We start from the raw sequence: 17,935 nt of genomic DNA, 5'->3' as shown, positions 1-17,935 counted from the left end.
TCACGCTCTCGTGTGCCGCAAGAGTACGTCGAAGGGGCATGACTGTGGGGAACCTGGCTGCATCGACCGGTTCCACAAGTGACAAGATGGCCTGGACATACTGTGACCGTTTCCATTGTGTGACCCGCATGGCAACGACGCGAACACTGGAGTCAACGTGAGCCAGCCGAACGGCGGAAACTTCGACATCGTCATTCTCGGCGCCGGTAGCGGCGGCTATGCTGCCGCCCTGCGCGCGGCCGAGCTCAATCTTTCCGTCGCGCTGATCGACAAGGCCGAGCTGGGCGGCACGTGCCTGCACCGCGGCTGCATCCCGACCAAGGCCCTGCTGCACGCGGCCGAGATCGCCGACCAGACCCGCGAGAGCGAGCAGTTCGGCGTCAAGGCCGACCTGGTCGGCATCGACATGGCCGGCGTGAACGCGTACAAGGACGGTGTCGTCTCCCGCCTGTACAAGGGCCTGACCGGCCTGCTGAAGCAGGACAAGATCACGATCGTGTCGGGCGAGGGCAAGCTCGTCGGCAAGGACACCGTCGAGGTCGGCGGCAAGCGCTACACCGGCCGCAACGTCATCCTGGCCACCGGCTCCTACTCGCGCTCCATCCCGGGTCTCGAGATCGACGGCAAGCGGGTCATCGCCAGCGAGCACGCCCTCAAGCTCGACCGCGTGCCCTCCTCCGCGATCGTGCTCGGCGGCGGCGTCATCGGCGTCGAGTTCGCCAGCGTGTGGAAGTCGTTCGGCGCCGACGTCACCATCATCGAGGCGCTGCCCCGCCTGGTCGCGGCCGAGGACGAGGACATCTCGAAGACGGTCGAGCGCGCGTTCCGCAAGCGCAAGATCAATTTCAAGGTCGGCAAGCCGTTCGAGAAGGTCGAGCACACCGAGAACGGCGTGCGCGCCACCATCGCCGGCGGCGAGACCGTCGAGGCCGAGGTGCTGCTGGTCGCCGTCGGCCGTGGCCCGTCGACGGCCAACCTGGGCTACGAGCAGCAGGGCATCACGCTCGACCGGGGCTTCGTGATTACCAACGAGCGCCTGCACACCGGCGTCGGCAACATCTACGCCGTCGGCGACATCGTCCCCGGCCTCCAGCTCGCGCACCGCGGCTTCCAGCAGGGCATCTTCGTCGCCGAGGAGATCGCCGGGCTCAACCCGGCCCCGATCGACGAGGCCGGCATCCCGCGCGTGACCTACTGCGACCCCGAGGTCGCCTCGATGGGCATCACCGAGGCCAAGGCCAAGGAGAAGTACGGCGCTGACAAGATCACGTCGTACAACTACAACCTCGGCGGCAACGGCAAGAGCCAGATCCTCAAGACCGCGGGCTTCGTCAAGCTGGTCCGTCTCAACGACGGCCCGGTGCTCGGCGTGCACATGGTCGGCGCCCGCATGGGCGAGCTGGTCGGCGAAGCCCAGCTGATCTACAACTGGGAGGCCTTCCCCGAGGAGGTCGCGCAGCTGGTCCACGCCCACCCGACGCAGAACGAGGCGCTGGGTGAGGCGTTCCTCGCGCTCGCCGGCAAGCCCCTGCACGCACACAGCTGATCGTCGTCAAAGACGTGGTTAAGGAGTACTGAGACATGCCGGTATCGGTCACCATGCCGCGGCTGGGTGAGAGTGTCACCGAGGGCACCGTCACGCGCTGGCTCAAGCAGGAGGGTGAGCGCGTCGAGGCGGACGAGCCCCTCCTCGAGGTCTCGACCGACAAGGTCGACACCGAGATCCCCTCGCCGGCGGCCGGGGTCCTGACCCGGATCGTCGTGGGTGAGGACGAGACGGCCGACGTCGGCAGCGAGCTCGCCGTCATCGCCGGTGACGGCGAGGACGCGGGCTCGGCCCCCGCGCCGGAGCAGAAGCAGCAAGAGCAGGAGCCCGAGCCGGAGCCCGCCGCGCCGGCCACCCCCTCGACCGAGAAGCCGGTCGAGCAGGAGCAGCCCGCGCCCCAGACGGCCTCCTCGTCGTCCGGTGGCACCGCGGTCAAGATGCCCGCGCTGGGCGAGAGCGTCACCGAGGGCACCGTCACCCGCTGGCTCAAGCAGGTCGGCGAGACCATCGAGGTCGACGAGCCGCTGCTCGAGGTCTCCACCGACAAGGTCGACACCGAGATCCCGTCGCCGGTCGCCGGCACGGTCCTCGAGATCAAGGTCCAGGAGGACGAGACCGCCGACGTCGGCGCCGACCTCGCGATCATCGGCTCGGCGGACTCCAAGCCGGCCCCGGCTCCCGAGGCCCCCAAGCCGGCCCCGCAGCAGCCGGCCGCTCCGAAGATCGAGTCGAAGCCGGCTCCCGACTTCGGTTCCGGCGGCGAGTCGTACGCCGACCCGGCCCCCGAGGCCGAGGTGGCCAAGGACCCGTCCGCGGCCGAGCGCAACGCCGAGCCCCCGGCGCCGACGTCGAGCCCGTCCCGCGAGTCGGTGCAGGCCAACGGCGCCGGCGACGCCGGTTACGTCACCCCGCTGGTCCGCAAGCTGGCCGCCGAGAAGGGCGTCGACCTGTCGAGCCTGACCGGCACCGGCGTCGGCGGCCGCATCCGCAAGCAGGACGTCATCGACGCCGCCGAGAAGGCCGCCGCCGCCAAGGCGGCTCCGGCTCAGGCTGCTCCCGCGGCGAAGGCCCCGGCCGCGAAGCCGGCCACTCCCGCGCCGAGCCCGCTGCGTGGCCGCACCGAGAAGCTGACCCGCACCCGCGCCACGATCGCCCGGCGCATGGTCGAGTCGCTGCAGATCTCGGCCCAGCTCACCACCGTGGTCGAGGTGGACGTCACCAAGATCGCCCAGCTGCGGAACAAGGCCAAGGCCGACTTCCTGGCCAAGAACGGTGTCAAGCTCAGCTTCCTGCCCTTCTTCGCCCTGGCCGCGGTCGAGGCGCTCCGCCAGCACCCGGTGGTCAACTCCTCGATCGACCTCGAGGCGGGCACCGTCACGTACCACGACACCGAGCACCTCGGCATCGCGGTCGACACCCCCAAGGGCCTGATCGTTCCGGTGATCAAGGACGCCGGCGACCTCAACCTGGCCGGCCTGGCCAAGCGGATCGCCGACGTCGCCGACCGCACCCGGAACAACAAGATCGGCCCGGACGAGATCTCGGGCGGCACGTTCACGCTGACCAACACGGGCAGCCGGGGCGCGCTCTTCGACACGCCGATCATCAACCAGCCGCAGGTCGGCATCCTCGGCACCGGCTCGGTGGTCAAGCGGGCCGTGGTCGTCAGCGACCCCGAGCTCGGCGAGATCATCGTCCCGCGCTCGATGGTCTACCTGGCCCTGAGCTACGACCACCGGATCGTGGACGGCGCCGACGCCGCCCGCTTCCTGGTCACGCTGAAGGAGCGCCTGGAAGGCGGCCACTTCGAGGGAGACCTCGGTCTCGCGTAATTAGTCACCGAAAAGGCCCGCTCGTGATCGAGCGGGCCTTTTCGCGTTTTGAACGGGTTCGAGACGGGGCACAATCGAAGGCATGCGGATCCTCATGGCCGGTGCGTCCGGTTATCTCGGCACGCCTCTCGCGCAGCGCCTGCGCGACGCCGGGCACGACGTCACCCGGCTGGTCCGCCGGCCCGCCGAGAAGCCCGGCGAGGCGACCTGGCAGCCCTCGCAGGGTCAGCTCGACCCCGCGGTGGTGGCCGGCCACGACGTGGTGATCAACCTGGCCGGCGCCAACATCGGCGACAAGCGCTGGACCGCCCGCTACAAGAGCGTGCTGCGCTCGAGCCGGGTCGACACCACCGGCACGATCGCCCGCGTGATCCGCCTGCTGCCCGAGGCCGACCGGCCGCGCACCCTGCTCCAGGCGTCCGGCGCCGGATGGTACGGCGACACCGGCGACACTCCGGTCACCGAGGAGGCGCCGGCCGGCACCACCTTCCTGGCCGATCTGTGCCGGGTCTGGGAGGCCGCCGCCCGCCCGGCCGAGGACGCCGGCACCAGGCTCGTGCTGCTGCGCACCGCGCCCTCGCTCGACAAGGAGGGCAGCATCCTCAAGCCGCTGCTGCCGCTCTTCAAGCTCGGCGCCGGGGCCAAGCTCGGCAGCGGCAAGCAGTGGATGCCGTGGATCGCGCTGGCCGACTGGTTCGGCGCGGTCGAGTTCCTCATGGAGCGCGACGACATCGCCGGCCCGGTCAACCTGGTCGGCCCCGAGCTGGTCACCAACGCCGAGTTCACCCGCACCCTGGCCGGCATCCTGCATCGACCGGCGTTGTTCTTCGTGCCCGGCCCGGCCATGGACCTCGCGGTCGGCGAGCTGGGCGGCGAGGCCCGCCGCAATCAGCGGGTCGTGCCGGCCGTGCTGGAAAGGGCCGGATTCCAATGGACATATCCGACAGTTGCCTCGGCCCTGCACGCGGCCCTGGGTCAGGAACCGGCGGCATCGCACTGATAGACGGCGAGCCCTTGCTAACCTGCGGCTGATGTCCGTCGCCGCCCCCACCACCCCAGCCGCAGCAGACCGGCCGGCCGCGCCCGACGCCCGAGCGGCGACGAGGCGCCTCCGCGCTCATCTGCTGGTCGCCCTCGCCGCCCTCGCTCTCGCGCTCTACGTCACCTCCGGACTGTGGAGCAACCCTTACCGGCACGCGGTCGCCGACAACGTCGGCGACCAGGCCTTCTTCGAGTGGGTCCTGTCGTACGGCGTGCACCTGCTCCAGCACGGCGGTGATCCGTTCTTCACCGACCTGCTGAACGCGCCGGACGGCGTCAACCTGGCCGCCAACACGTCGATCACGGTGTACGCGATCCTGTTCGCCCCGCTCACCATGCTGGCCGGGCCACAGGTCACCTTCGTCACGATCCTCACGCTCAACCTGGCCGGCTCGGCCTTCGCCTGGTACCTGTTCCTGTGCCGCTGGGTGACCCCGAACCGGGTCGCGGCGGCGGTCGGCGGGCTGTTCGCCGGGTTCGCGCCCGGCTTCATTTCGCACGCCAACGGCCACCTCAACTGGACCTCGGGCTGGATCGCCCCGCTCGTGCTCTGGCAGCTGCTGCGCATGCGCGACCAGCGCCACTGGGTGCGCGGCGGCCTGATCCTGGGCGTGGTGCTCGCGGTGAGCTTCTCGATCGCCGCCGAGGGCCTGTTCTTCACCGCGCTGGCCGGTGGCGTCTTCGTGATCGCGTGGGCGCTGGCCGAGCCGAACCGGGCCGAGGCGCGCAAGCTGCTGCCGAGGTTCCTGGGCGCGCTGGGTCTCACCGCCGTGGTGGCCGGCGCGCTGCTGGCGTACCCCCTCTATATGCATTTCGCCGGTCCGCAGACGTTCAAGGGCACCGGGTTCAACCAGCGGCACTACTCCGAGGACATCATCTCGTTCTTCGCGTTCGCCGACCGGAGCATCGCGGCCGGTCTGGGCCTCGGCAGTGATCTGGCCCCGAACCCGACGGAGGAGACGTCCTTCTTCGGCGTGCCCCTGATGGTCCTGATGGCCGGCGCCCTGATCGTCCTGTGGCGCCGGGCCGACGTGGCCCGGCGCGCGACCCTGCGGGCCCTGATCGTGGTCGGCGTGGTCTTCTTCGTGGTGGCGCTCGGCCCGAGGCTGCGGGTCCTCGACACGGAGACGCCGATCCCGCTGCCGTACGCGCTGCTCCAGAAGCTCCCGCTGTTCGACGCGGCCCTGCCGTTGCGGTTCGCGCTGGTGCTGGTCGGCGTGTTCGCGGTGGTGCTGGCGCTGATCATCGACCGCCTGTACGCCTCGGCGCACCGGAAGACGCTGGTGGCGGCCCTGGTGCTGGCGCTCCTGCCGATCTACCCGCTGCCGCTGCTCTACCGGGAGCGGGCGGCCGAGCCGAAGTTCATCAGCAGCGGCGCGTGGAAGGACTACACGACCGACGGCGGCGTGATCAGCGCGCTGCCGTTCGCGATCAACGTGGCCGCCGACGGCCAGCGCTGGCAGGCGTACACGATGGCCCGCGGCGGCGAGGAGTTCCGGATCCCCGACGGCTACTTCCTCGGCCCCGACGTGCAGGGCAAGGAGGGCAAGGGCCGGATCGGCGCGATCCCTCGCGCCACCGACTGGTTGTTCCTGCGGGCGGCGCTGTACGGATACATCGCCGACCTGGACAACTGGGACCGCGCCTCGGCCCGCGCCGACTTCCAGCGCTGGGGCGTCACCGCGGTCTACCTGCCCGACGGCGAGATCACGGGCCCCGAGGGCCCGCTCTTCCGCCAGGCCGTGGAGACCACCGCGACCGACCTGCTGGGCAAGCCGGAACACGTGGAGGACGCCCTGGTGTGGCGCATTCGGCCAGGAGTGGATCCGATCGATAGGTAGTGGCAGCAGTACGGTTGGGGCGTGACAACACCCACGCTCACCGTGCTGCGCCGGGGCCTCGTCGACTACCGCGAGGCCTGGGACGAGCAGCGCCGCCTGCACGAGGCCGTGGTGGAGGGCGACAAGCCCGACACCGTACTGCTGCTGGAGCACCCCAGCGTCCTCACCGCCGGCAAGCGCACCGAGCCCGCCGACCTGCCGATCGACGGCACGCCCGTGGTCGAGGTCGACCGCGGCGGCAAGATCACCTGGCACGGGCCGGGTCAGCTGGTCGGCTACCCGATCCTCAAGCTGCCCGACCCGATCGACGTGGTGGCGTACGTCCGCCGTACGGAACAGCTCCTGATCGACGTCTGCGCCGAGTTCGGCGTCGTCGCCGCCCGATCCGAGATCGCCGGCCGCAGCGGCGCCTGGGTGCTGGCCGACGACCGCGGGCCCGACCGCAAGATCGCCGCGATCGGCATCCGGGTGGCCCGCGGCGTCACCCAGCACGGCTTCGCCATCAACTGCGACTGCGACCTGGCCAACTTCGACCGCTTCACCCCGTGCGGCATCCGCGACGCGGGCGTCACCTCGCTCAGCGCCGAGCTGGGCCGTGACGTGGGAGTCGCGGAGGTGCTGCCGGTGGTCGAGAGGCACCTGCGTACCCTGCTCTGATGCCGCTCTACCGCAATCCGCAGGACAAGCGGGTCTTCGTGCCCAAGAAGGGCGGCGGGGTGGTCCTGAACTTCGGCCACCCCATCGCCTGGACGATCCTCGTCTGCATGACGATCGTCCCTCTCGTGATCGTCGCCGCCGTGACGATCGCCTACTTCGTCTAGGGAGTGATCCGCTGCAGGTCCCGCGGGAACGCGGTGACCTCCCGGACGTTCTTGATGTTCATCAGCCGGGACACGAACCGTTCCAGGCCGATCGCCCAGCCCCCATGCGGCGGCATCCCGTAGCGGAAGCCGTCCAGATAGCCCTCGTACGGTTCGGTCTGTCCTTTCAAAACCCGGGCATAGTCCTCATATCGATGCAGCCGCTGACCCCCGGTGACGATCTCCAAACCTTTGAAGAGCAGGTCAAAGCCGTTTGAGTACGCCGGGTCGACCGGGTCCGGGTGCGTGTAGAACGGCCGCTTTCGCATCGGATAACCCGTCACGTAGACGAACTCCGACCCGTGCTCCTTCAGCGCCCACTCCCCCAGCGCCCGCTCGTGCGCCGGCGCCAGGTCGGGTTCGCCCTCCGGCGCCCCAGCGATCTTCAGTGCCTCGCGGAAGTGCACGGCCGGGATCTCACTGGGCACCGGTTTTATGGGAAGGCCGGCACGCATCGTGATGGTCTCCATCATCACGGTCAGCGTCCGGGTCAGGGCCGCCATCACGTCCCGATGGTCCTCGATGAAACCCATCTCGGCGTCGAGCGACGTGTACTGCGACAGGTGCCGCACGGTGTCGCTCGGCTCGGCCCGGAACACCGGCCCCACCTCGAAGACCCGCTCGAAGACGCCGACCATCAGCTGTTTGTAGAACTGCGGCGACTGCGCCAGGTAGGCCGGCCGTCCGAAGTAGTCGAGCTGGAACACGTTCGCCCCCGACTCGGTCGCCGACGCCACGATCTTCGGCGTCTGGATCTCGACGAACCGCTGCTCGGTCAGCGCCGCCCGGAAACCCTCGGTGGCCGCGGCCGCGACCTTCAGCGCGGCCCGGCGGGCCGGATGACGCAGCGCCAGCGCCGCGTGGTCGAGCTGGGTGGGCAGGCTCGCGCCGAGCTCGGGCCGGTGCAGTTCGAAGGGCAGCGGCGCGGAGACGGCGCTGAGCACCCGGATCTCCGGGCCGGTCAGCTCCACTTTGCCCGGTGCCTGCTCGTTGGGAGTGACCGTGGCGGTCACCTCGACGACGCTCTCCTCGGTGAGCCCTTCGAGGATCTTCTGGTCGGTGACGACGACCTGGCTGAGCCCTTCGGCGTCGCGGACGATCAGGAACGCCACCGACTTGAGCAGGCGGCGGCGGTGGACCCAGCCGGCGATCGTCACGGTCTCGTGCACGTGGGACGCCAACTGGGTGGAGAGGATGCGTTGCATGGCGGGGACCTCCTCTGGTGACTGCAACGCGGCCCCAGGGAGGTGTGGGCGAGCGGGATCCTCGCGGTGCCACCACACCTTCGCGCCTCTTTTGGAGGCGCCTCTTGGTCGTGCAACGGCTCGGGAGTGTCTTCGCACCCCGGCGAACGGGCCACCTTCACAGCTGCCGGTGGCTCTCTCGACCGTCGGATCGGGGTGGTACTCGGTTCCGTCTTCGCCGTCGGCCGGACGTTAACAGCAGGCGACCAGCGTGCGAAAGCGCATTTACACGTGTTATGTGAGCGCAGTCACATGAGCCGCCTAGTGAGCCTCGTCGCCCCTGTCTAGGCAGAGGTCTCCACAGGCGTAATCTCGGGGCTGTGACTATTGCTCCCGAGGGCCGCCGCATGCTGCGCATCGAAGCGCGCAACGCCGAAACTCCCATCGAGCGGAAGCCGCCGTGGATCAAGGTCAAGGCCAAGATGGGCCCGGAGTACACGCAGATGCGCGGCCTGGTGCAGAAAGAAGGCCTGCACACGGTCTGCCAGGAGGCGGGCTGCCCGAACATCTACGAGTGCTGGGAAGATCGTGAGGCGACCTTCCTGATCGGCGGCGACCAGTGCACCCGCCGGTGCGACTTCTGCCAGATCGACACGGGCAAGCCGGCGGAGTTCGACGCCGACGAGCCCCGTCGTGTCGGCGAGTCGGTCGCCACCATGGGCCTGCGCTACGCCACCGTCACCGGCGTCGCCCGCGACGACCTGCCCGACGGCGGAGCGTGGCTCTACGCCGAGACCGTCCGCCAGATCCACAAGCTTCAGCCCGGCTGCGGCGTCGAGCTGCTCATCCCCGACTTCAACGCCGACCCGGCCCAGCTGGCCGAGGTCTTCGGCGCCACCCCCGAGGTGCTGGCGCACAACGTCGAGACGGTCCCGCGCATCTTCAAGCGCATCCGCCCCGGTTTCCGCTACGAGCGCTCGCTGAACGTCATCACCCAGGCCCGAGCGGCCGGCCTGGTGACGAAGAGCAACCTGATCCTGGGCATGGGCGAGGACCGCGCGGAGATCTCCCAGGCCCTGCGCGACCTGCACGAGGCCGGCTGCGAGCTGATCACCATCACGCAGTACCTCCGGCCGACCCCGCGCCACCACCCCGTGGAGCGCTGGGTGAAGCCCGAGGAGTTCATCGAGCTCCGCGAGGAGGCTGAGCAGATCGGCTTCTCCGGCGTGATGAGCGGCCCCCTGGTCCGCTCGTCGTACCGCGCGGGCCGCCTCTACCAGCAGGCTCTCGACGCCCGCAAGTAACCGGCTCCCACGATGCCCCGGCCCTCAACGGCCGGGGCATCGTCGTTTCTCGCCCCCTCACGCCCTCGCCCCCTCACGCCCTCGCCCCCTCACGCCCTCGGCCCCTCACGCCCTCGCCCCCTCACGCCCTCGCCCCCTCACGCCCTCGGCCCCTCACGCCCTCGGCCCCTCACGCCCTCGCCCCCTCACGCCCTCGCGCCGCGCGCCCTCGCCCCCTCGCGTCGCGCGCCCTCGCCCCCTCCCCATCGCGCGAGCCGTGCCGCTTCCTCGCCCGCCTTGCTGCGTTCCTGAGGGAAACCGCGTGTGTTGTTTCCCGCCGCCGTCAGCTATGGCTCCCTGGCACAAATCCCCCTAATCTCATTTTTCGGGGATTTCGCCATGACCGAACTGGGGGGCTCGGCCGTGCTGCGTCGTTTCGTCATCTTGCTGGCCGCTTCATCCGCCGTGCTCGCGCCCGGCGCCGCGTACGCCGCCACACCGATCACCGACCAGGCCTGCGTCTCAGCGGCCGCCGCCACCTACAGCCACACTTTCGACGGCCCATCCGGTTCCGCCACGGTGACGGCCACGAAGCCGCTCTGCTCCGGCCAGACCCAGACGTTCGCCCTGGCCTCGTACACGGCCGGCGCCCCGTCCTCGAACGCCCGCCCGTTCGTCTACTCCACCGACCGCGGGTCGATCACGTCAGCGAAGCGCACCCTGTCCCTGAAGGTCACCGTCCCCGCCTGCTACACCCAGGTCGAGGCCATCCGGGGCACCGCCTTGGCGTACGAGGGCACGAACGCCCCCGCCGCGCTCCTCCCCGCCGCCACCTACAGCGGCGGCACCAGGCAGTGCTCCCCCGCACCCACCGTCACCTTCGACAACGACTGCGACGGCTCGTTCACCGGCACCCTCGCCAACGGCGACCAGGCCGCCACCGACGCCGTCTTCCTGACCGGCGACCGCCTGCTGCGCCTGTCCCCCGGCGAGTCCCGCAAGCTCACCGCCAAGGCCGGCACCACGATGACCGTCCGGACCAACACCTTCACCACGTACGCCGGTTCCTGGCGCCGCCCCACGACATGCGCCACCACGCCCCCACCGGCCACCTCCACCCCGACTCCCACGACCACCACCGGCGGCGAGGGCGCGGGTACCCCCGTCTCCACCCCCGCTTCTCCGGCCGCTTCCGCCCCTTCCGCCACGACCACCACCGCCGACCTCACCGACGCCGGCGCCTGGTACCCGGCAACTCCGACCACGCCGGCCGCCGCCACCGCCTCCACGTCGAGTTCCACCATGAGCACCGGCAGTGTCCTGGCCATCGCCCTGGGCCTGCTCCTGATGGTCGGCGGCGGCTTCCTGCTGGTCCGGGTCCTCCGAACCCTCCGCGAGGAGCCCTGAGGTGACATGCTGGAGGCGATGCCGCCTCGCGGACATCCCGGACGAGTGTGAGTCGTACCCGGCCTGACAAGACGACCACCGAGGAAGGTGTGTCCGCCATGGCCTGGCTCGTTCTTGTCGTCTCCGGCATGCTCGAATCCGTCTGGGCGATCGCCCTCGACCGCAGTGCCGGTTTCAGCCGCCCGCTGCCGAGCGTCGTCTTCGCCGTGAGCCTGCTCCTCAGCATGGCCGGCCTCGGCTACGCCCTGCGCACCATCCCGGTGGGCACCGGCTACGCCGTCTGGGTCGGCATCGGCGCCGTACTCACCGCCGTGGTCGGCATCGTCGCCCTGGGCGAGAGCGCCAGCCTCCCCCGGGTGCTCTCCCTCCTGCTGGTGATCGCCGGCATCATCGGCCTGAAGGTCTTCCACTGACCCGGCGCCGTCAACGCTCGTGGGTGGCGGTCTTCGGTAGCGCGAGCATCGCGACGGCGGCCACGACGTAGGCGCCGAACTGCCAGAGCATCACCTCGGCCAGAGCGGAGGCCAGAGCGGACTCCCCAGTGGCCGGGCCCGCGTCGAGGGCGTTGAAGAAGACCGTGCCCAGGATGGCGATCCCCAGGGCGCCACCGATCTGGTTGACCGTCGACAGGACCCCGCCCGCGGCGCCGGCCTGACGACCGGGCACGCCGGCGAGGACGACGTTCACCAGGATGGGAGCGCCGAGCCCGAGGCCGAGACCGCCGAGGAACATGACGCCGGCCAGAGCCCAGTACCCCGGCGAGGAACCGTCGCGGACGAGGAGCCACAGCAGCCCCTGTGACGCGGCGAGGCTCAGGGCCCCCGTGATGACCAGGGCGCGGCCGGCCTTAGCGGCCAGCGCGACCCCGACGCCGGAGGTGACCAGCGACCCGATCGCGTACGGCAGGATCACCAGGCCGGTCTCCCACGCCGTACGCCCGGTCCCGGCCTGCAGATAGATCGAGAGGACCAGGAAGAACGAGGCCAGCGCGCCGAAGAACAACACCGAGACGAGCAGGCCGGCGGTGAACGGCCGGACGGCCAGCAGAGCGGGGTCCAGGACCGGCTGCCCGCCCCGGCGCGCCACGCTCCGCTCGTAGGCGAGGAACAGGGCCAGCAGACCGAGGCCCACGGCGAGCATGACCCAGCCCCACACCGGCCAGCCCCAGTCACGGCCCTGCACCAGCGGCAGCAGGATCAGCACCACCGCGGCCGCGGCCAGGACCGCTCCGGCCACGTCCAGCCGCGCCCGCGCCGGGGTGGCCGACTCCGGCAGCACCCGGACCGCCAGCACCAGGGCGACCATGGCGACCGGCAGGTTGATCCAGAAGATCGTGCGCCATCCCAGACCCCGCAGATCCGCCTCGACGAGCGCGCCGCCGAGCAGCGGGCCGGCGACCGCGGCCAGACCCTGCACCGCCCCGTAGGCGCCGAACGCCTTGGCCATCGCGGCCGGCGGGAACGAGGAACGGATGATCCCGAAGACCTGCGGGACCATGAACCCGGCGGCCAGCCCCTGCAGGGCACGGACCGCGATCAGGACGCCGGCGCTCGGTGCCAGGGCGCAGGCCGCCGACGCCGCCGCGAAACACGCGAGCGAGATGAGGAAGACCTTGCGGCGGCCGTAGCCGTCGCCGATCCGGCCGCCGGTGATCAGGCCCGACCCCAGGGCCAGGGTGTACGCGGCGACCGTCCACTGCAGCTGGGCCTGACCGGCGCCCAGATCGGCGGCGATGTCCGGGGCGGCGACGGTGACGATGGTGACGTCGAGCAGATCCATGAACGACGCGAGCAGGACGACGATCAGGACCAGCGAGGCGCGCCGGCCCGTGACGGACGCCGCGCCCGGGGACGGGGAAACCGTGGTGGAAGTGGTCATGCCGAACACCGTCACAGAGGTAGCGGACATCGAATGGCCGCTACCTCTGCCAGGGTGGCGGCGTGGCCGACACCTCCGCACGCATCCTGCGCCTGCTGTCCCTTCTCGAGGCACGCGTCGAGTGGGCCGGCGGTGAGCTCGCCGAGCGCCTCGACGTCTCGGCCCGGACCTTGCGCCGTGACATCGACACCTTGCGCGAGCTCGGCTATCCGGTCGATGCCGTCAAGGGCCCGGGCGGCGGTTACCGGCTCGGGCGCGGGGGCAAGCTGCCGCCGCTGGTGCTGGACGACGACCAGGCCATCGCCATCGCCCTGGCGCTGCAGACGGCGCCGGCCACCGTGACCGGCATCGACGACGCCGTGACCCGGGCCTTGACCACCCTGCGCCAGGTCATGCCGGCCCGGCTCCGGGCCGCCAGCGAGGCCTTGCAGGTCACCAGCCTGCGCAACTACTGGGAGTTCTCGGCCCCACCGGTCGACGTCGCCACCCTGCGGGCCGTGGGTTCCGCGATCCGCACCAGCCGCGTGCTGCGCTTCGATTACGCCGGCCCCGACGGCCGCGTCCCGGACCGGCCTCCCCGCCAGGTCGAGCCTCATCATCTCGTCGTCTGGGCCGGCCGCTGGTACCTCCTGGCCCGCGACCACCGCCATCCGAGGTGGCAGACCTACCGTGTCGACCGGATCCACCCCCGCAGTCCCGTGGGCGCCGCCTTCGACCCGTTGCCGCTCACCGCCGACGACCTCACCCGCCTCGTCGTCCAGAATCCCCGCCGGGGCGACACGCCGGGCCGGTGGCAGTGCGTGGGCGCCGCGGTCCTGGAGGTGCCCGCCGACATCGTCGCCCGCTGGGCGCCCGGCGGGTCGGTGGTCGAGGCGATCGGCGAACGTCGCTGTCGCCTGACCATCGGCGGCTGGTCCTGGGTGGGCATAGCGGGCCTGTTCATCACCTTCGACACCGAGCTGAGCGAGATCCACCCGGCCGAACTGCGGGCGGCCTTAGCGAAGATCGCCCGGCGTCTCGGCGCCGCGTCAGTAGAGCCCGAGGCGGTGGGCCACGGCCGCGGCCTCGACCCGGTTGGCGACCTCGAGCTTGGCGATGATGCGGGAGACATGGACGCTGGCCGTCTTGGGTGAGATGTAGAGCCCGGCGGCGATCTGGCTGTTGCTGTGGCCCTCGGCCACGAGGCGGAGGACCTCCCGCTCCCGCGCGGTCAGAATCTCGGTGCCCGGCGTAGCGGCCGCGGCGCGGAGACCCAGCCGGCGGGCAAGGGTGTCGGCCGCGTCGATCAAGGGCGTGGCACCCAGGCCAGTGGCAATCGCGGCCGTTTCAGCGATCACCTCGGCCAGCCCGGGCTCCGCGGCGCCGACGCCGGCGGCGGCCCCGTCGGCGGCCTGGGAGCGGTCAGCGGCCTGGGAGCGGTCAGCGGCCTGGGAGCGGTCAGCGGCCTGGGAGCGGTCAGCGGCCTGGGAGCGGTCAGCGGCGTGGGCTCGGGATGTCGAGCGGTCGGCGGCGAGGGTCTCGGCCAGGGCGAGCAGCGACACGGCCAGCTCGTAGGGGTGTCCGTCGGCGCGCCAGGCGTCGACCGTGGCCCGCCAAGCCGGCTCGCCGCCGTGCAGGAGGGCTTCGGTCTGTGCGGCGTAGGCCCGTTCGGCCGGGAACCGGCGGGGCAGCGCGGCCGCCTTCTCCCTCACCTCGCCGGCCAGGGCGGTGTCGTCCGCGGCCTGGGCGGCCCGGGCCGCGCCGGCCAGGATGGGCCACGTGTAGCGCGGGAGGCTGCCGGTGGCCGGCTCGGCCAGGGAGGAGCGCGCGACCTCGGCCGCGGCCTGGGGGTCGCCCGCGGCCAGGGCGGCCAGGACGCGTAGCTCATGGATGGCCAGGCGGACCTCGGTGACCAGGAACGGCCGGGACAGGAAGCCGAGCGAGCGGCTCACCAGGGCCTCGGCGCCGTCGCCGCCGCGGGCCAGACGGATGCGGGCGCGCAGGCGCAGCCAGTGCAGGGCGAGGGTGTTGGGCGGGTCGAGGCGGGCCGCCTCGGCCAGGCGGGCGTCGGCCTCGTCCCAGCGGCCCAGCGCGATCAGGGCTTCGGCGTAGTTGGCCAGCAGGTAGACGCCGATGGTGCGGCTGACGCCGACCCGGTGGGCGTTGGGCAGGCCCTCGGCGGCCGCCTCGGCCGACTCCTCGTAGTCGCCGGTCTCGTACAGCTGGTCGGAGAGGTTGACCAGGCCGCGGGCCAGGCTGGGCACGTCGCCGGCCTCGCGGGCGCGGTCGATCGCGGCGAGGATGGTGGGCCGGGCCTCGGCCGGTGGGATGCGGCCGGCGCAGGCCAGCCCGTACGCCATCTCGGCCCGCACCAGGGAGCTGAGGTCGCCGAGGTCGGTGGCGTCGGACTTGGCGACCTCGGCCACCTCGACGGCGCGATCACGGTCGATGCCGGCGAAGACGTGGGCGAGATCGGCCAGCAACCGGATGCGGTCGGCGCCGTGTGGCGCCACGCGCAGCAGCTGGAAGGCCTTTTCACACTCGGCGGCGCCGTCGGCCTTGCCCGCGGTGCGCAGCAGTTTGGCCCGGCGGACCAGCAGGCGGCCGGCGCGCAGCGGCTCGGCCTCGGCGTCGAGGTCGCTCAGGGCGGCCCGGGTGAGGCTGAGGGAGCGCATGTGGTCGCCCGACTCGATGGCGGCCAGCGCCGCCTCCTCGAGCAGGTCGAGGTGGTCGATGCCGAGCTGGGTCTCGGCGTCGGGCACGTCCTCCCACAGCTCGAGGACCCGGTCGAGCAGGCGGGCCTGCTCCGCGTAGGCGAAGCGGCGCCCGGCCTCGTCGGCCGCGACCTTGGCGGTGACCAGCGCCCGGGGGTGGTCACGGGCCGCGTGCCAGTGGTGGGCGATCTCGGCCGCGGCCCGGCCGATGCCGGCCAGGTGGGGCTCGGCCTCGACCGCGCGCGCGAAGCGGGCGTGCAGCCGCGCGTGCTCGCCGGGCAGCAGGTCGTCGTGCACCGCCTCGCGGACCAGCGCGTGCCGGAACTCGTAGCCACCGTCGTCGTCGAGCACCACCACGAGCTGGGCGGCCACCACCGCGCGCAGCGACGACTCGAGGTCGGACTCGGCCATGCCGGCGACGCGGGACAGCAGCTCGTGGCCGAACCGGGTGCCGCCCACCGCCGCGACCCGCAGCACCCGCTGGGCGGGCTCGGGCAGCTGGTCGACCCGGGCGAGCAGCAGGTCGCGCAGGCTCCCCGGGATGTCGCCGCAGGCCGGGTCGGCCGAGGCGGCGAACTGCTCGATGAAGAACGGGATGCCCTGCGCGCGCTCGTTGACCGTGTCGACGACGCCGGGGTCGGGCTCGGCGCCGAGCAGGTGGGCCAGCATCTCGGCCGTGCCGTCGCGGTCGAGGCGGTCGACCTCGTGCCGCTGCACACCCCGGACCCGGTCGAGCTCGGCCAGGAACGGGCGCAGCGGATGGCCGCGGTGCAGCTCGTCGGTGCGGTAGGTGGCGATCAGCAGCAGCCGCGGCAGCCGCAGCGCGCGGACCAGGAAGCCGATCAGGTCGCGGGTGGACCGGTCGGCCCAGTGCAGATCCTCGATGACCAGCACCAGGGGCTGCTCGGCGGTGAGCCGGCCGAGCAGGGCACCGACCGCCTCGAACAGGATGCCGCGCTGTTGCGGTGGCGGGCCGAGCTCGGGCAGCAGCAGGGCGAGCTCGCGCTCGTGCCCGTCGAGCACCGCCGTGCCCTCGGCCCGGACCAGGTCGCGGACCGCGCCGGCGAAGGGCGCGAACGGCAGGCCCTCCTCGCCGAGCTCGAGGCACTGGCCGGTGAGCACGCGGACCGGCTCGCCGGCCAGCCCGCGGCGGAACTCCTCGATCAGGCGGGTCTTGCCCACCCCGGCCTCGCCGCCGACCAGCATGGTCGACGGCTCGGCGGAACGGGTGCGTTTCAGCGCGTCGCGCAGCGCTGTCAGGTCGGGCTCGCGCCCGACCAGAACCTCGCTGTAAGCCGTCACGAGGTCGAGCATCCCATGGGGGTACGACAACTCCGCTCCCCCGTTTCTCACGGAGTGGCCGCCCGGTCGCGGCGACGAGAGCGGCGAGGGCGGGCGGTGCGGACCATCCGCCGCGCCGCGGCCTGGTCGATCAGCGTGGCGACGCGCTGGTGGTGCAGGTCGAGCTGGATGTGCGGGTCGTTGTACGGGAACATCGGTGCCTCCTTCAGCGGGAACACCGATAACTGTTCGCCCGAAGGCACCCCGCGGGCATGAGGCAGGAGCCTTATTTACACCCGTCCCACCGGCTCCGGGAGACGTAAGACCGCCCACCCCACGTAAGGCGTACGCACACCACTACACTTCCGTGTTATGGCAAAACCCCAGGAGAAGGTGTCGTTCGGCACGCGCCTGAAGCAGATCGGGCAGGTGTTCTCGTTCACCGCGAAGCAGGACAAGTGGTTCGTCCCGCTGCTGATCGCGGCCGTGGTCATCCCGCTCGCGCTCACCGTGCTCGTCGTGCTCCTGGGCGCCGGCTGGATCTACATCCCGGTCGGCATCCTGGTCACCCTGCTGGCCGCCGTGATCGTGCTCAACCTGCGGTCGAACACCGCGATGATGAACGCGGCCGAGGGCCAGCCCGGCGCCGCGGCCTCCCTGGTCGAGAACATGCGCGGCGACTGGCGGGTGCGTCCCGCCGCCTCGTCGACGACGCAGTTCGACATGGTGCACATCGTGATCGGCAAGCCCGGCGTGATCCTGCTGGCCGAGGGCCAGGCGCAGCGCGTGCGCGGCCTGCTCGGCCAGGAGAAGAAGCGCCTGTCCAAGGTCATCGGAAACGCGCCGCTGTACGACTACATCATCGGTAACGGTGAGGGCGAGCTCCCGATCAAGAAGCTGCGCACCACGCTCATGCGCATGCCGCGAAATCTGACCGGCAAGGACGTCAACTCGCTCGACAAGCGCCTCGGCGCGCTGATGGCCCGCCCGCAGATGCCGAAGGGCGCCATCCCCAAGAACATGCGCCCCAGCAAGGGAGCGTTCAGGCAGCAGCGTCCACGCTGACAAAGCTGACAAAGGCCGGTGCCG

15 protein-coding genes and 1 riboswitch are annotated in these 17,935 nt (G+C 71.4%); of the genes, 11 read left to right on the top strand and 4 right to left on the bottom strand.

From position 1 onward, the window contains the following. The first annotated feature begins 157 nt into the window (after window positions 1-157). The 6 genes from lpdA to ACFY36_RS36720 all read left to right on the top strand — a co-directional run bounded on the left by lpdA (window position 158) and on the right by ACFY36_RS36720 (window position 7,081). Window positions 158-1,546 carry a dihydrolipoyl dehydrogenase gene (gene lpdA / locus ACFY36_RS36745; RefSeq protein WP_499750501.1) on the top strand — a complete coding sequence of 463 codons (1,389 nt, stop codon included), beginning with the start codon at window positions 158-160 and terminating at the stop codon, window positions 1,544-1,546. Window positions 1,547-1,581: 35 nt separating this feature from the next. Next, entirely contained in the window at window positions 1,582-3,378 is a 1,797-nt protein-coding gene (gene sucB / locus ACFY36_RS36740) for a 2-oxoglutarate dehydrogenase, E2 component, dihydrolipoamide succinyltransferase (RefSeq protein WP_499750500.1), read from the top strand. Between the two features lie 82 nt (window positions 3,379-3,460). Next, the gene (locus tag ACFY36_RS36735) at window positions 3,461-4,378 is read left to right on the top strand and encodes a TIGR01777 family oxidoreductase (RefSeq protein ID WP_499750499.1); all 918 of its coding nucleotides are present in this window, start codon (window positions 3,461-3,463) and stop codon (window positions 4,376-4,378) included. 31 nt (window positions 4,379-4,409) lie between these two features. After that, window positions 4,410-6,260: a DUF6311 domain-containing protein gene (locus tag ACFY36_RS36730; RefSeq protein WP_499750498.1), complete on the top strand. Its 1,851-nt coding sequence runs from the start codon at window positions 4,410-4,412 to the stop codon at window positions 6,258-6,260. A gap of 21 nt (window positions 6,261-6,281) precedes the next feature. Beyond that, on the top strand, window positions 6,282-6,917 hold the full coding sequence (gene lipB / locus ACFY36_RS36725) for a lipoyl(octanoyl) transferase LipB (RefSeq protein ID WP_499750497.1): 636 nt from the start codon (window positions 6,282-6,284) through the stop codon (window positions 6,915-6,917). Further along, a complete protein-coding gene (locus ACFY36_RS36720; RefSeq protein ID WP_097320019.1) occupies window positions 6,917-7,081 on the top strand; it encodes a peptide ABC transporter substrate-binding protein in 165 nt (54 codons plus the stop codon). Before lipB ends, ACFY36_RS36720 begins: the two co-directional genes overlap by 1 nt. Here the strand turns inward: ACFY36_RS36720 and aspS are convergent. Continuing rightward, window positions 7,078-8,325 carry an aspartate--tRNA(Asn) ligase gene (gene aspS, locus ACFY36_RS36715; RefSeq protein ID WP_499750496.1) on the bottom strand — a complete coding sequence of 416 codons (1,248 nt, stop codon included), beginning with the start codon at window positions 8,323-8,325 and terminating at the stop codon, window positions 7,078-7,080. The two genes, ACFY36_RS36720 and aspS, sit on opposite strands and share 4 nt — an antisense overlap. Window positions 8,326-8,711: 386 nt before the next feature. Here aspS and lipA point away from each other — a divergent pair, with 386 nt between their 5' ends. The 3 genes from lipA (at window position 8,712) to ACFY36_RS36700 (ending at window position 11,407) form a co-directional block, all read left to right on the top strand. Further along, on the top strand, window positions 8,712-9,608 hold the full coding sequence (gene lipA / locus ACFY36_RS36710; RefSeq protein WP_499750628.1) for a lipoyl synthase: 897 nt from the start codon (window positions 8,712-8,714) through the stop codon (window positions 9,606-9,608). A gap of 378 nt (window positions 9,609-9,986) precedes the next feature. Next, window positions 9,987-10,994 carry a hypothetical protein gene (locus ACFY36_RS36705; RefSeq protein WP_499750495.1) on the top strand — a complete coding sequence of 336 codons (1,008 nt, stop codon included), beginning with the start codon at window positions 9,987-9,989 and terminating at the stop codon, window positions 10,992-10,994. Window positions 10,995-11,009: 15 nt separating this feature from the next. Then, a riboswitch (guanidine-III (ykkC-III) riboswitch) is annotated at window positions 11,010-11,076 on the top strand. A 16-nt stretch (window positions 11,077-11,092) separates the two neighbouring features. Then, window positions 11,093-11,407 (top strand): DMT family transporter, encoded by a 315-nt coding sequence (locus tag ACFY36_RS36700; protein ID WP_499750494.1) that lies wholly within the window; start codon window positions 11,093-11,095, stop codon window positions 11,405-11,407. 10 nt (window positions 11,408-11,417) lie between these two features. On the opposite strand, the gene ACFY36_RS36695 is transcribed toward ACFY36_RS36700, so the two are convergent. Continuing rightward, complete coding sequence (locus ACFY36_RS36695; RefSeq protein WP_499750493.1) at window positions 11,418-12,872, bottom strand: MFS transporter; 1,455 nt, start codon at window positions 12,870-12,872, stop codon at window positions 11,418-11,420. A 62-nt stretch (window positions 12,873-12,934) separates the two neighbouring features. Here ACFY36_RS36695 and ACFY36_RS36690 point away from each other — a divergent pair, with 62 nt between their 5' ends. Next, complete coding sequence (locus tag ACFY36_RS36690; protein ID WP_499750492.1) at window positions 12,935-14,005, top strand: helix-turn-helix transcriptional regulator; 1,071 nt, start codon at window positions 12,935-12,937, stop codon at window positions 14,003-14,005. Here the strand turns inward: ACFY36_RS36690 and ACFY36_RS36685 are convergent. Then, the gene (locus ACFY36_RS36685; protein WP_499750491.1) at window positions 13,901-16,867 is read right to left on the bottom strand and encodes a helix-turn-helix transcriptional regulator; all 2,967 of its coding nucleotides are present in this window, start codon (window positions 16,865-16,867) and stop codon (window positions 13,901-13,903) included. The genes ACFY36_RS36690 and ACFY36_RS36685 overlap by 105 nt on opposite strands. 47 nt (window positions 16,868-16,914) lie before the next feature. Continuing rightward, window positions 16,915-17,061 carry a hypothetical protein gene (locus tag ACFY36_RS36680; protein WP_499750490.1) on the bottom strand — a complete coding sequence of 49 codons (147 nt, stop codon included), beginning with the start codon at window positions 17,059-17,061 and terminating at the stop codon, window positions 16,915-16,917. 157 nt (window positions 17,062-17,218) lie between these two features. Here ACFY36_RS36680 and ACFY36_RS36675 point away from each other — a divergent pair, with 157 nt between their 5' ends. Then, complete coding sequence (locus ACFY36_RS36675; protein WP_499750489.1) at window positions 17,219-17,911, top strand: DUF4191 domain-containing protein; 693 nt, start codon at window positions 17,219-17,221, stop codon at window positions 17,909-17,911. Window positions 17,912-17,935: the final 24 nt, after the last annotated feature.

Source organism: Actinoplanes sp. NPDC000266 (assembly GCF_042899005.1).
Classification (GTDB): Bacteria; Actinomycetota; Actinomycetes; order Mycobacteriales; family Micromonosporaceae; genus Actinoplanes.
The sequence above is the reverse complement of the archived record's forward strand: the minus strand, read 5'-3'. Positions and strand labels throughout refer to the sequence as shown.